At 58.1% G+C, this 14553-nt stretch carries 13 protein-coding genes; 11 read left to right on the forward strand and 2 right to left on the reverse strand.

Annotated elements, in window-relative coordinates; all coding sequences use genetic code 11:
- Positions 1-13 precede the first annotated feature (13 nt).
- Both EJL02_RS06965 and EJL02_RS06970 read right to left on the reverse strand, forming a co-directional pair.
- A complete protein-coding gene (locus EJL02_RS06965; RefSeq protein ID WP_125115697.1) occupies positions 14-952 on the reverse strand; it encodes a 3-hydroxyacyl-CoA dehydrogenase family protein in 939 nt (312 codons plus the stop codon).
- A 244-nt stretch (positions 953-1196) separates the two neighbouring features.
- Positions 1197-3149 (reverse strand): sigma 54-interacting transcriptional regulator, encoded by a 1953-nt coding sequence (locus tag EJL02_RS06970; protein ID WP_125115698.1) that lies wholly within the window; start codon positions 3147-3149, stop codon positions 1197-1199.
- 258 nt (positions 3150-3407) lie between these two features.
- Here EJL02_RS06970 and EJL02_RS06975 point away from each other — a divergent pair, with 258 nt between their 5' ends.
- From EJL02_RS06975 to EJL02_RS07025, 11 genes are all read left to right on the forward strand, one after another.
- Positions 3408-4373: a hydroxyacid dehydrogenase gene (locus tag EJL02_RS06975; RefSeq protein ID WP_125115699.1), complete on the forward strand. Its 966-nt coding sequence runs from the start codon at positions 3408-3410 to the stop codon at positions 4371-4373.
- Positions 4374-4395: 22 nt separating this feature from the next.
- A complete protein-coding gene (locus EJL02_RS06980; protein WP_125115700.1) occupies positions 4396-5565 on the forward strand; it encodes a hypothetical protein in 1170 nt (389 codons plus the stop codon).
- A gap of 21 nt (positions 5566-5586) precedes the next feature.
- Positions 5587-6651: a TRAP transporter substrate-binding protein gene (locus EJL02_RS06985; protein WP_164510330.1), complete on the forward strand. Its 1065-nt coding sequence runs from the start codon at positions 5587-5589 to the stop codon at positions 6649-6651.
- 76 nt (positions 6652-6727) lie between these two features.
- Positions 6728-7291, forward strand: coding sequence for a TRAP transporter small permease (locus EJL02_RS06990; protein WP_164510331.1), 564 nt, complete (start codon positions 6728-6730; stop codon positions 7289-7291).
- A complete protein-coding gene (locus EJL02_RS06995; RefSeq protein ID WP_125115703.1) occupies positions 7288-8571 on the forward strand; it encodes a TRAP transporter large permease in 1284 nt (427 codons plus the stop codon). Before EJL02_RS06990 ends, EJL02_RS06995 begins: the two co-directional genes overlap by 4 nt.
- A gap of 69 nt (positions 8572-8640) precedes the next feature.
- A complete protein-coding gene (locus EJL02_RS07000) occupies positions 8641-9444 on the forward strand; it encodes an HpcH/HpaI aldolase family protein (RefSeq protein ID WP_125115704.1) in 804 nt (267 codons plus the stop codon).
- Positions 9445-9465: 21 nt separating this feature from the next.
- Positions 9466-10191 (forward strand): RraA family protein, encoded by a 726-nt coding sequence (locus tag EJL02_RS07005; protein ID WP_125115705.1) that lies wholly within the window; start codon positions 9466-9468, stop codon positions 10189-10191.
- A 10-nt stretch (positions 10192-10201) separates the two neighbouring features.
- Entirely contained in the window at positions 10202-11026 is an 825-nt protein-coding gene (locus EJL02_RS07010; RefSeq protein WP_125115706.1) for a transketolase, read from the forward strand.
- The gene (locus EJL02_RS07015; RefSeq protein ID WP_125115707.1) at positions 11023-11958 is read left to right on the forward strand and encodes a transketolase family protein; all 936 of its coding nucleotides are present in this window, start codon (positions 11023-11025) and stop codon (positions 11956-11958) included. The genes EJL02_RS07010 and EJL02_RS07015 overlap by 4 nt, the downstream gene beginning before the upstream one ends.
- 28 nt (positions 11959-11986) lie before the next feature.
- Entirely contained in the window at positions 11987-13294 is a 1308-nt protein-coding gene (gene rpoN, locus EJL02_RS07020) for an RNA polymerase factor sigma-54 (protein WP_125115708.1), read from the forward strand.
- Between the two features lie 19 nt (positions 13295-13313).
- Positions 13314-14354 (forward strand): Ldh family oxidoreductase, encoded by a 1041-nt coding sequence (locus tag EJL02_RS07025; RefSeq protein ID WP_125115709.1) that lies wholly within the window; start codon positions 13314-13316, stop codon positions 14352-14354.
- Positions 14355-14553: the final 199 nt, after the last annotated feature.

Below are 14553 nucleotides of genomic sequence, written 5' to 3' on the forward strand. Positions count from 1 at the left end.
CTTCTTTCTTTTGTTACGCTTCCGGCATATCCCAATGGAAGCAGGCATAGTACGGCGCGGCCTTGCGGCGCAGATAGTCGGCGTCGTCCTTCTTCGACCAGTCGTACAAACCAAGGCCGACGCTGCGGCCGGTTTTGCCGGACGCCAGTCCGTCCAGCACGATCTGCTGGATGGCGCGGGTGCTGCACAGGTCGGGATACACGGTCTGCGCGATGTCGCGTTCCAGACTGAAGCCGACGTCGTCAAAGTATTCGAGCAAACCGATGGATGCATAGCGCATGCCGACGGCATATTTGATAGCTTTATCCACATCCGCGACCGAAACCACGCCCTGTTCCACCAGATAGAGCGATTCGCGGAACAGCGCCTGCGCCAGACGGTTGATGATGAAGCCGGGCACGCTTTTGTGCAGCGTGACGACCTCGCGATCAAGTTCCTCAAGGAAGGCGTGCAGCCGGTCGATCGTTTCAGGGGCGGTGTTCGGGCCGCCGACCAGCTCGACCAGCGGCAGCATGTGCGCGGGCTGGAACGGATGGGTGACGGCAAAACGCTCGGGATGCGCCATGTCGGCGGTCAGCAGTTCGACCGAGATGGCCGATGTGGTGGACGCCATGAGCGTGTCCGGCGAGACAACGGCTTCCACCTGGCGGTAAATACCTTTTTTGACATCCAGGTTTTCAAATGCCGCTTCGAGCACGAACATGCAGCCCTTTAAAGCTGTGGTGTCGGTGGTCAGGGTGAAGCGGCGCAGGATCGCGGCGCGGTTTTTCTCCGTGGCTAGCCCCTGCTGCACCAGTTCGTCCAGATTGCCCTCCAGAATCCCGCGGCAGCGCTGAAGATCGTCCTCGTCCAGCCCGACAATCGTGACCTCGCAGCCGTGTCCCGCCATCAGCGTTGCCATGCCTGCGCCGACGCGTCCCGCGCCGACCACACCGGTTTTGTAGTTGAGCATATGTATTTCTCCTTTCAAGCCGTGGATGCAATGTTGTTACACCCCTATACAAAAGCAAGATGCTTGCCAAGGAGAGGGGAGACGGCGCAAAAGGAGCGTTCCTTACAAAAATCAGCGGTTATTTTCTGCAAATTGACGAAAAATATTGCGCAGGTGCGGGAGAATATCCAAATGTTTCAAATTGGAGAAACAGTTTCGGTGCAACGGTTGAAACGGCGGTCGGAAATAGCCTCGTCAGGGCGGCTCATCTTTTGGGCGGCTGCTCTTCTTCCAGCTTTTTCAGCTGACGCCAAAGCGTAACGCGGCTCATGCCGAGCGCCTGCGCGGCGGCAGTTTTGTTGCCGCCCGCAGCTTCCAGCGCGGCCAGAATGCGGTCGAGATCGTTGTCCGGCAGAAGTTCGCCGGCAGGCGCAGGGGCAGCGGCCGGTGCCGCGACAAATGCAGCGTGGTTGGGCAAAAATGCAGGCAGGTCGTCCGCGTCCAGCAGGTCGCGGTCGCTGCAAAGCACGCTCAGCCGTTCGCAGAAGTTGCGCAGTTCGCGGATGTTGCCCTGCCAGGGCTGCTGCTCCAGACAGCGCGCGGCGGCGTCGGTCAGCCGAAGCGGGGTTCGGTTTTGGGCAATGCCGAATTCATTCAAAAATGCATGGGCGAGCAGGGAAATGTCGTGGCCGCGTTGCCGCAGCGGCGGGATGGTCAGGTCGAGCACGTCCAGCCGGTAGTACAGGTCCTCGCGGAACAAGCCCTTGCGGACCTGCTCATACAGGTTGCGGTTGCTGGCGGCGATGACGCGCACGTCGATCGGAATGACTTTGTCGTGGCCGATTCGCATGATTTCGCGTTCCTGGATGACACGCAGCAGGCGGCTTTGCAGCGCCAGCGGCATTTCCGAGATCTCATCGAGGAAAATGGTGCCGTTGTGCGCCAGCTCGAACAGACCGGGCTTTCCTTCCTTGCTCGCGCCGGTGAAGGCGCCGCCGACATAGCCGAATAGCTCGCTTTCCAGCAGGTTTTCCGGGATCGCCGCGCAGTTGACCGCGACAAAGGGCTGCTCGCGCCGCGCGCTGGCATTGTGGATGGACTGGCTGAACAGTTCCTTGCCCGTGCCGCTTTCGCCGAAGATGACGATGTTGGAGTTGGTCTGCGCATAGGCGTTGGCGCGGCGCACACATTCCCGGATGGCGGGGCTTTCCCCGATGATGGTATCAAAGGTATATTTGGCCGTATGCCCCTTGTGATAGATCTTGCCGCGCAGTTTGCCCTCGGCTTCCTGGATCTGGTTGGCGTTGAGAAAGGTGAGCACATAGCCGACCACTTCATCGCGCAGGTAAATGGTGATCTTTTTAAAGGAAAGGTGGGTCTGATGGTATTCAATGATCTCATCAATATAATTGTCCGGCCGGTTGATCAGCCGCACAATCTGCGGCGAGCGCAGCACTTCGCGGATCGGCATGCCGAGGAACCAGTTGCCGGGCGCCAGACCGAGGATGGTTTGCGCCGAGCGGTTCATGGCGGTGATGTTGTTTTGCGGGTCGAGCGCGATCAGCCCTTCAAAGGCGTTGTCCACCATGGCGGAGCGCAGCAGGCTGTGTTCCTGCACTTCGCGGCTGCTGGCGCCCAGCTGCTTGGCGGCGTTGATCGCGTTCCAGATGGAGCTGCGCCCGGAGGTCAGCAACAGGTGCGCGGCGCCGAGGTTGTGCGCATAGGTGCAGCCGCGCATACCGCCCAGAATGATTTTTTTGCCGTCCTCCACCGCACGGGATACCACGCGGTAGATCTCTTCATCGGTGTTTTCCTCCAGATAATACGGCGTCAGGTTGACACCGATTTTCTGCGCCGTATCCTCGATGCCGAGGATCATGTTGACCGAACCGATGATACCGGCCGGTGTTTCTCCATAGCGTTCCTTTAATAGATACAGCACATTGAGCGTATCCTCGCCCGAGATGACCAGCTCCACCACGGGGACGGGGAAACCCTGGCGTTTCAGGTCGAAGGCGGTCGCGCCGCGTGCAATGATCACGTCGGCATTGAGGTCGAGCGAAAGGGCCTGCACGGTCGTCGGGGCGAGCATGGCGCAGAATTCATAGTGGCGGCCGCTGGTTTTGCTGGCGCGGTCGTTTTCGGTGCCTTCTGCAAACACCTGCTCTGCCAGTTCCTTGAGTTCTTCAAAAGGGGCAAGAAATACAATCCGGATCACAGAATTTCCTCCATTTTGCCTGTTGTTTCAACAGCGTTGCGTGTTTCTGTTTCATGCGTTGCAATGCATTTGCAACAACTATACCATACAAAGATTTCCTTTTCAAGTTTTTTCTGTTCATTTTGCACAAGGGGCGCGGTTGGTCTTTGTCGAGGAAGAAATTTTTTTGTCAAACCATGCAGTTGGCACGGTTCATGCTCTTTAACAGGGTGAGCGCAAAAAAGAAAAGCGTTATTGAAAAGAGAAGGAGCGTTGCTTATGAAGAGGAAAGTCCTGATCCCTTCCGATATTTCGGAGGCAGGAAAGAAATACCTGCGGGATCGCGGGTATGAAGTGAAAATGGGACGCGGACTGGATGAAGATACCATTATTGCAGATGCAAAGGATTGTGAGGCCATGCTGGTGCGCAACGAGCCGATCACACGGCGAATCATCGAGAACATCCCGTCGGTAAAGGTGATCAGCAAACACGGCGTGGGTCTGGACAAGATCGATCTGGAGGCCGCTGCCGAGCAGAACATCTGGGTCACCAACGGCCCGCTGTCCAACGCCATCGCGGTGGCGGAGCACACCATGATGCTGCTTCTGGCCTGTGCGAAAAAGCTGGTGCGGTTTGATCTGGCGATCCGTTCGGGAGATTACAACATCCGCAACACCATGAAGGGCATGGATGTGGAAGGCAAGACGGTCGGCATCATCGGCTGCGGCAAGATCGGCTCCATGGTCGCCAAAAAGTGTGTGCACGGCTTTGATATGAAGGCGGTTGGATATGACCCGTTCGTTCCGGCGGAAGCGCGGCTGCCCGAGATCGAGTATGTCGATACGATGGAAGAGGTTTTCCGCCGCGCGGATTTTGTTTCCCTTCATGTGCCGGCCACCAAGGACAACGCAGGCTTTGTCAACAAGGATCTGCTTAGCCTGATGAAGCCCACGGCCTATCTGCTCAATGCGGCGCGCGGCTCGATCGTCAACGAAGCCGATCTGTACGAAGCGCTGCACAGCGGACGGATCGCCGGCGCGGGCCTGGATGTGTATGCGCAGGAGCCGCCCGCGGCAGATAACCCGCTGTTTACGCTGCCCAACATCACGGTGACGCCGCACAACGCGTCCCTGACCTATGAGACTACCGACCGCATGGGTCTGCATGCGGCGCAGGGAATTGATGAGGTGCTCTCCGGCGGCACGCCGACCTGGCCGTGCGTCACGCCCAAGCATCCGAGATAACATTTTCCGAGAGGAGGACATGATGTATCAGCTCAGGAATAAGAAATACGATATCGTCATTCAAAACGGCACTTTGATTGATACGATCGGCGGCTTTGAGAAAAAAGCTGATATTGCCATTGTTTCCGGTAAGATTGCCGCCATCGGAACGATTTCGGTAGACGATGCCAAGATGTGCGTCAATGCGGAAGGGTGCTATGTGTCCGCCGGATTGATTGACTATCACTGTCATGTATTCCATGGCGGTGATTGGGCAAGCTGCTCCGCAGAAGCTTATGCACTGCCTAACGGGGTAACGACGCTGGTGGATGCCGGTTCGGCAGGCTGTGGGGGGTTCCCGTTATTCTGGAACGGGGTAGCCGCGCGCAGCCTAGTCAATATCAAGGCGTACATTTTTGTCGGCACAGGCGGCCAGGTCGGACTGGGATGCGTGGAGGATGAGAATCCGGCTCACATCAACCGGGACGGTATCGTGGAACTGTGTCAGAAGTATCCCAAGGAGATTGTCGGCATCAAGATCAAGATCGACAAGGATCATCTGGCCCAGTACGGCATTGAGCCGCTGCGCGAAGCGATTCGGCTGGGGGAGCAAACCGCTCTGCGGGTTTCCGCACACGCAACCGATCCTGTGGTTCCGGTGGATGAATTTATCGACCTGTTCCGTCCGGGTGATATTTACTGCCATATGTATCATGAAACCGGCGAAGGTATCTTGGATGAGAACGGCCGCGTGCGGGACAGCGTTCGGCGCGCACGGGAGCGTGGCGTATTGTTTGACGCAGCGCACGGTAAAACAAATAACTTTTCCTTGTCCTGTGCCAAGAAAGCCATAGATCAGGGATTTGCACCGGATATCATCAGTTCGGATTATACAAAGATTTCGATGTCCGCACGATATCCCTTTACCATGATGCTGTCCGAGTATCTCAATCTCGGCATGTCCTTCCCAGAGGTGCTGCGCTGCTGCACCGAAAATCCCGCAAAACTGATTGCGGATCGCAACACTCCCTTCCTCGCGCCCGGCGAAGCGGCGGACTTGGCCGTACTGAAAATTACGGAACGTCCGGTCACTTTCTGGGATCACTATGGCAACCTGGTTCACGGCGATCGGCTGATCGAGAACAAAATGACTGTTTGCGGCGGTGAGATTTTGTTCGATCAGCTGGAAGATAAGTATCAGAAATTTGCTTAACAGAAGAAAAGGAGAATGAAAATGAAACTGAGAAAGATCTGTGCATTGTTCCTGGCTTCGAGCCTGCTGCTTTCGGTTGCAGCCTGCGCGCCGAATACGACGGTGGAAACCAAGGATGACAGCAGCGACGCTTCGACCAACACCGAGGCAAAGGTGTTCACCATCGGTCATTCCAACCCGGCGGACCCGGATGACCAGTATCACTATTTCTGTGAGCAGCTCAACAAGAACCTGCAGGAGATCTGTGATGGTGCCATTCAGTTTGAGATTTTCTCGGACAGCCAGTTCGGTACGGAAACCGAGATGTTCCAGGCGGTCAGTGACGGCTCGCTGGATGCAGTCTGCATCTCCAACAACATTGTTTCCGGCAGTATTCCGCAGCTGCAGGTGCTTGACCTGCCGTACTTCTTTGATAGTGAGGACGAGTATCAGTTCCTGGTCGATAATGAGGACTTCCTGAAGGAAATCACTCCGATCTATGAAAGCACTTGGAACATGCATCAGTTCGCACCGGTGCTTGATGCTTCCTGGCGTACGCTGTTTACCAAGGGCAAGGCTGTCAAGAGCCTGGATGATATGAAGGATCTCAAGGTCCGTGTTACCACCAACCGCGTGCACGAAGCAGCTTACAAGGCACTTGGCACCATTCCTTCGGTTATTGCTTGGAACGAATGCTATACGGCGTTCCAGCAGGGCGTTATTGACGGCCTGGACGTTGGCGTTCCGATTGCTGCCACCATGGGTTTCTATGAAGTTGCCGATTACTGCACGCGTGTCAACCCGTTCCCGATCCTGTGCTGGCCGATGATCAACATGGATGTCTGGAATTCTCTGACCGAAGAAGAGCAGGGCTGGCTGACGCAGGCCGGTTATGATGCGGCAATGGCGCAGCGCAGCCATCAGCGTGAGATGGAAGTTTCCTTTACGGAGATGGAAGAAGAGGCCGGTATCGAGTTCTTTGAGCCCGACCTGACCCCGTTCAAGGAAGCGACCGCCGGCGTTCGCGAGCAGTTCAAGCCTGAGATCGGCGAAGATTTCTACAACATGTGCGTTGATCTGGTAGACGGTTATCGCGCAAGCAAGTAAATTGCATTGCTGCCCGGTGTGTGCTGATGGCCGCACCGGGCAGTCCCCCCTAATCCATGAAAGGAGATGAATGTGTATGCAGTGGGCGAAACGCCTGGACCGCGGTGTGCAGAAAATCAATGCGGTGCTGATGGTTCTTGCCTGTGTATTTCTTGGCATCTTGGTTGTCACCTGTATCATGATGGTGCTGACCCGTTTTATTCCGAACTTTACCTTGACCGGCTTGGAAGAAATCGCACGATATTCGTTCATTTTTCTGACCTTTTTTGCAGCGGGTGCGGGCACAGGAAGTAATGCGCATCCGGGTTTGACCCTTCTGCGCGATGCGCTGCCGAAAAAGGGCCGGTTTGTTCTGGATCTGATCGTTTATGCATTGATCGGATTGTTTGGCGTCATCTTTATCGTCTGCGGTTATCAGGCTGCTATGGGCGTCAGCAAACTGATTTCTACATCCTGGCGTATCCCGATGCCGATCATCTATTCTTCGGCGGTGCTGGGCGGCATTTTCATCACCGGCAACACGATCAACAACGTGATCCAGCTGATCGTATGCGGTGATGACAAGCGCAGTACGGAAATCGAAGAAGTACAGATTGTTGCCGCACAGCAAGCGGAAGCGGAAGGAGGAAAGAATCAATGACATCAGCTTTGATCCTGTTTGGTTTATTGTTCCTGCTGCTTGCGCTGTGCGTACCGGTGGGGTATGCAATTGGTCTGGCGTGCTGTGGCCTGGCGTTTTTCACCGGCACCTGTGACCTGTCTATGATTCCGGCCAAGATGATCACGGGTAATGACTCATTCATCTTCTTGGCGGTTCCGATGTTCACTTTTGCCGGTTATCTGATGGAGGCCGGCAATATCACCGAACGTCTGGTTGACTGGGTCAACAAGGTGTTCGGCCGTCTGCCCGGCAGCATGGGCGCGGTTGCTATCATCACCTGCGCGATTTTCGCTGCGCTGACCGGTTCCGGTGCCGCTACGACGGCGGCAGTCGGTGCGATCATGTATCCGCTGATGATCAAGGCGCAGTACAGCAGGGAAGCATCCGCTGGTATCATCGCATCCGGCGCGGTGCTTGGCCCGGTCATTCCGCCCAGTATTCCGATGATCATTTACGGTTCCGCGATGGGTGTATCCATTTCGGATATGTTCCTCGGCGGCGTCATCCCCGGTGTGCTGATGGCAGGCTCCTTCCTGCTGTACAACACCTGGTATGCGGTCAAGAACAAGCTGCCGCGCAGCACGACGAAATATTCTTTGATGGATATTTTAAAGGCAACTTGGCACAGCTTGGGCGTTTTGATGTTGCCGGTCATCATCCTCGGCGGTATTTATTCTGGTCTGTTTACACCGACCGAGGCGGCGGCGGTTGCAATTGCATACACCACCGCGCTGATGATCGCCTATGGCCGCTTCACGCTCAAGCGTTATCTGGAAGTGATGAAGCGCACGGCGAGCACGACCGGCGTTATCATGCTGATCGTCGCGCTTTCCAACGCGTTCTCCTTCCTGCTGACCAAGGAACGCATCCCGTCCAAGCTGACGGCGGCAGTCGTTCCGATGTTGGGCAATGCATACATTTATCTGGCGGTTGTTATCATCATCTTCCTGATTGCGGGCGCATTGATGGATACCGCGCCGGCACTGCTGATTCTGGCGCCGATCCTGGTTCCGATCGGTGTGGAGTTTGGTCTGAGCGAACTGCATCTGGGCGTATTGATGTGTATCGTCATGATCTGCGGTCTGATCACGCCGCCGTTCGGCCTGAACCTGTTTACTATTTCGTCCACATCGGGCGTATCGTTTGAACAGGCAACCAAGGGCGCGGCGCCTATGATTGGATGCTGTATCATCATCTGTATCCTTTGCGCATATATTCCGGGTCTGATCACCTTCCTGCCGTCCGTTGTCGGCGGATGATCGCCCTGACCGATGAAATTATTATCACCTGACAATTAACAATAAAATCTTGGAAAGAGGGTTCTTTGAATGTTTAACCTGCAAAAAATCACCGATAAGATCGCCGCGGGCAAGATCCCGGTCGGCTCGCATGTTGGCTTTGACAGCCCGTTTCTGACCGAAGCGCTCGCAGGCTGCGGCTTTGATTTCATCTGGATCGACGCGGAGCATTCCGCGATCGACAAAAAGGATATCCAGAACCACCTGCTCGCGTGCCGCGCCGCGGGCGTGGCCGGCATCGTTCGCGTGCCGTGGAACGACCATGTGTTCATCAAGAGCGTGCTCGACATGGGCGCGGACGGCATCATTGTTCCGATGGTGCGCTCGCTCGAGGAGGCCAAGACGGCCGCGGCAGCAACCCATTATCCGCCGAACGGCGTGCGTGGTATGGGCACCCGCCGCGCGGTCAACTATTCGATGTGGGACAAGGCGGAGTATACCGCCAATGAGGACAAGCACATCTGGACGATCGTGCAGATCGAGCATGTCGATGTCGTCAAGGACCTCGAAGCGATCGCGGCACTGCCCGGCATTTCCGGCTTCGTCATCGGCCCGAACGACTATGCGATGAGCATGAACACGCAGGAGCACCGTTACACCGCGGCCTCTCCCGAAGCCAAGGCGGAGTTCGACAAGATCGGCGAGATCCTGCGCAAGACCGGCAAGCCCTTCGGCGTATCCGGTGCGTACAGCGAACAGTTCGTCAAGGACTGGCTGGGTCGCGGCGCCAACTGGCTGTGCATGAACTTCGATTTCAACTACATCGTCAACGGCGGTAAGGCCGTCCTCAAGGGCACGCATGAGACGCTTGACGCACTCGGTCAGGCATATTAAGCCGAGGAGGCATCGCTACATATGGAACTGCTGACAGCAGCGCAGCTGGAAGCGCTGCGTGAATTTGACACCCCGACCATTTGCAACGCCATCGAAGGTTTCGGTGTGCGTGCTAAAACCACCGGCTATACCGACCCCAGCCTGCGGCTGCGGGTCGGTATGGAGGACAAGCCGATGGTCGGCTACGCCCGGACCGGCATCATTTCCGCTCGGTTCCCGGCAAAGCCGGAGCACAATGAGGTGATGCGGGCGTACTACCGGCAATATGAGGGATTTGACCTGCCGCAGGTCGCGGTCATTCAGGATCTTGATCCCCAGCCGGTCGGCTCCTTCTGGGGCGACGTGCAGGCGACCGTGCACCGTGCGCTCGGCTGCATCGGTACGGTCACTTCGGGCGGTGTGCGCGACGTGGCCGAGGTGGAAAAGGTCGGATTCTACCTGTTTTCCAAAGAAGTGCTGATCTCGCATGCGTACATCCACATGGTGGAAGCGGGCGGAACGGTCGAGGTGTGCGGCATGACCGTGCAGCCGGGCGACCTGATCCACGCCGACTGCCATGGCGCGATCGTCATTCCGCATGAAGTCGCGCCGCGTCTGGCAGCGGCCTGCCGCCAGGCGGTGGACGCGGAGGAAGCGCTGCTGCTGCCCTGCCGTCAGGCGCTCGAAGAAGGCCACCGCGTCACCGCCGATCAGGTGATGGAATGGCGCGCGGAGATGACCCGCCGTCGTGCGGCAATCGGCAAGTGAGGAGGGTTTCATGTTCGAAGAACAAAAGATACAGGAAATTGCCCGGCAGATCCGTCGGGATATCGTGACCATGACGCATGCAGCCGGCTCGGGACATCCGGGCGGTTCGCTCTCTGCGGCCGATGCGCTCGCGGCGCTGTATTTCACCGATCAGTTCCGCTGTGATCCGCACAACCCGGACTGGGACGAGCGCGACCGCTTCATCCTGTCCAAGGGGCATACTGCGCCGGTTATTTACAGCGTGCTGGCGCGGCGGGGCTTTTTTCCGCCCGAGGAGCTGCTGACGCTGCGCAAATTGGGCTCGCGTCTGCAAGGCCATCCGAAAAAGGACGCTACGCCCGGTCTGGACTGCTCGTCCGGTTCGCTCGGACAGGGCCTGTCGGTTGCCAACGGCATCGCGTTTGCGCTGCGCCGCCGCGGCTCGGACGCGCGTGTCTATTGTCTGATGGGCGACGGTGAGCTGCAGGAAGGGCAGGTCTGGGAGGCGGCGATGTTCGCGCCCCAGCACGGTCTGGACAATATGTGTGCGATCGTGGATTACAACAATGTGCAGCTGGACGGCAAGGTTGATGAGATCAAGGACGTTTATCCGCTGCGTGAAAAGTGGGAGGCGTTCCGCTGGAACGTGATCCAAGCGGACGGCCACAGCGTGCGCGAGATGTACGAGGCGTATCAGGCGGCACGCACCTGCAAGGGCAAGCCCACCGTCATTCTGGCGCGCTGCGTCAAGGGTAAGGGCGTTTCCTATATGGAAAACAGCGCCAAGTGGCACGGCACCGCCCCGAATGACGAAGAATACGCGCAGGCGATGGCGGAACTGGAGGTGCAGGCATGAAGGATACCCCAATGCGCGACGGCTATGGCAAGGCCATTCTTGAGCTGAGCCAAACGCACGAGGACGTGATGGTGCTGGACGCGGACGTGGCCAAATCCACCCGTTCCGAGTGGGTCAAGCAGCAGAACCCGTCGCACTTTCTCGACTGCGGCATCTCCGAACAGGATATGGTCGGCACGGCGTCCGGCATGGCGCTGGCCGGGCTGACCCCATTCGTTTCGACCTACGGCGTGTTCCTTGCGGGACGCGCGTGGGATCAGGTGCGCAATACGGTTTGCTACAACCATCTGAACGTCAAGCTCGCGGGTGCGCACGGCGGCATTTCGGTCGGCCCGGACGGCGCGACGCATCAGGCGCTCGAGGATGTGGCGCTCATGCGCACGCTGCCCGGCATGACCGTGGTCGTGCCGTGTGACGCGATCGAGACCTATAAGGCGACGCTGGCGTTGTACGATACCCCCGGTCCGTGCTACATCCGGTTTGGCCGCGAAGCGGTGCCGGTCGTGACCGACGACGACACGCCCTTTGTGCTTGGAAGAAATAGACTGGTGCAGGACGGCACGGATGTGGTATACTTGGCAAACGGCTATCTGGTGCATCAGGCGATGCGCGCGGCGGAAAAGTTGGCAAAAGAAGGAATTTCTGCCCGTGTCGTGGATGTACATACGGTCAAACCGCTCGATCGCGAAGACGTGATCCGGCATGCATCCGAGACGGGCGCCGTGGTCGTCTGCGAGGAGCACCAGATCAACGGCGGCCTGTGCGGCGCGGTGTGCGAGACGATTGCGGAAAGCGTATGCGTTCCGGTCGAGCGCATCGGCGTGCGGGACAGCTTCGGCGAGTCCGGCACACCGGAAGAGCTGATTGAAAAGTACGGTCTCGGCGTGGACGCCCTGTGTCAGGCGGCACGCAAGGCGATCGCGAGAAAATAAAAAGCAAGGCAAGCGGGGAGGGACGAGCATGAAGATGGGTGCCAAGCAGGAGCTGACGCAAAAGCAGATGCTTTCGCAGGCACAGGTGCAGTCCCTCAATGTGCTTGCCATGACAGGAGACGAGCTGGAGCGGTTTGTTCAGCGCGAAGTAGAGGACAATCCGCTGCTCGAGCAGCCGGATCTGACGGCGGCGCCGGTTTCGCAGACGGGCGGCTATCGGGTTTCCCTATCCCGTTCCTCGGGCGAGGATGAAGCAGCGTATCGTGATATCCCCGCGCCCGAGCGGGTCAGCCTGCGCGACCATCTGCGCGGCCAGCTGGATGAGCGCGCCCTGAGTGCAGCGGAACGGCGCTGCATGTGTCTGCTGATCGATTCGTTGGACGAGCAGGGTTTTCTGGACGCAAGCGCGCAGGAAATTGCAAGCGTGCTGCAGATCGACCCCGTGATCGCCATACGGTGCGTTGAGCGCCTGCGTTCGCTCGATCCGCCGGGGGTTGGCGCGCATGATCTGGGCGACTGCCTGGCGCTGCAGCTGCAGCGTCAGGGCAAGAGCAACGCGGCGTTTGAACGGCTGCTGCAAGGGTATCTGGAGGATCTGGCGGCAGGCCATTTTCAAAAGATCACCAAACAAACCGGCATCCCGCGGCTGGTGCAGCGGGCGTGCATGGAGGCGATCCGGGAACTGAACCCGCATCCGGCCGCAGCCTTTCGCGAGGAAACAGCGGGATACGTCGTGCCCGATGTGATTTGCGAGCATGCCGATGGAGAATGGCAGATCCAGATCAATGACCGCTGGATGGGTTCGGTCGGCATTTCTGCGATGTATGATCGCCTGCTGCGCACGGACGACAGTCCGGTGGTGCGGGAATATTATGCCGAACGGTTGGCAAAAGCGCGTTTTGTGCTCTCCTGCATCGAAAAACGGCGTGCTACGCTGCTGGATATCGCGCGGCGCGTGGTCACCTGTCAGGAGGAATACCTGCTGCACGGCGGGGCGCTCCGTCCGCTCACCTTTCGCCAATTGGCCGAGGAGATGGGCGTGCATGAGTCCACCATCAGCCGTGGCGTAAAAGACAAATATATACAAACGCCGCGCGCGACTATGCCGCTGCGCGAGCTGTTCACAACTTCGCTGGACACCGGCGAGACGGTCAGTCAGGCGCAGGCGCTGCAAATGCTCAAAGAGCTGATCGCACGCGAAGACAAAGCCTGTCCGCTGAGCGATCAGGCGCTGTCCGACCGGCTGCAAAAGCAGGGTGTGGCGCTGGCGCGCCGCACGGTGGCAAAATACCGGGAATCCCTCGGCATTCCGGGTGCGGCACAGCGAAAACGATAAGAAAAAGGAGTATCTTCCCATGAAATTCCCTGTGGAAACCATTCGCGCATTTGGCGAGGCGGTATCGGTCAAGGCCGGTATGACGCCCGAAAATGCGAAGATTTTTATTGATAATATGATCAACGCCGACCTGCGCAACGTGCGCTCGCACGGCATCACCAAGTTCCGCGGCTATCTGTCCCGCGTCGAGCACGGCGTGTCCGACATCAAGGCAGAACCGACCATCGTCAAGACGGCGGCGTCCACCCTTGCGGTAGACGGCAACAACGGCATGGGCACTACGGTGGCATGGAAAGCGATGGAGGCCTGCATCGAGACGGCGCGCGAAAACGGCGTGGCGTTTGCGACCATCAAGAACGCGTCGCACCACGGCTTTGGCGGCTACTACGTCATGCATGCGGCTGAGCAGGGCATGATCGCCTTTGAGGCCTGCAACTCGCCCAAGCTGGTCGCGCCCTTCGGCGGCGCAAAGCCGCTGCTGGGCACCAATCCGATGTCGATTGCCGTACCCGCGGGCAAGCGCCCGATGCTGGTGTGCGATATGGCGACCAGCGTGGTCGCCAAGGGCAAGATCGCGCTGGCGATGAAGGAAGGCCGTCCGATCCCGGATACCTGGGCGCTTGACGCCGAGGGCCGCAAGACGACCGATCCGGTTGCGGCGAACACGGGCGTTCTGCTGCCGTTCGGCGGCCCGAAGGGCTATGCGCTTGCGCTCATTATCGACGTGCTGTGCCACAGCTTGGCCGGCGCCAACGACAGCCAGCATATCCCGCGCGTGTTTGAAAACCTCGAAGAGCCGTCCAACATCGGCTATGTGATGTGCGTGATCGACATCCGCAAGTTCCTGCCGCTCGAGGACTTCGAGCAAAGCGTGGACGCGCTGTTCGAGAGCATCAAGGCTTGCCCGCCGGCGGAAGGCTCGAACGGTGTGCTCATTCCGGGCGAGATCGAATACGAAGCTACGCAGAAAAACCGTGCGGAAGGCATCGAGCTTTCCGAGCCGGTGCTTAAGGAATTCCACGAGCTGTCCGAGAAGTACGGCGTGGACTTCCCCTTCTGAAAACCATTTCTCTTTTTTCTCTCTCACATATCTGCTGCGCCTCCGGGCGCGCGGCAGAGGGCGTCGCCGATGGCGGCGCCCTTTGTCGTTTGAAAAAGGGTAAGGCACAAAAATGCAAAAGTTCTATTCCCCCTCTTATTTTCCGGCAAAGCCCGCAAAATGTTTGGGATATACTGGGAAAACAAGGGAGGCAGAACGA

This window comes from Agathobaculum sp. Marseille-P7918, assembly GCF_900625105.1.
GTDB lineage: Bacteria > Bacillota > Clostridia > Oscillospirales > Butyricicoccaceae > Agathobaculum.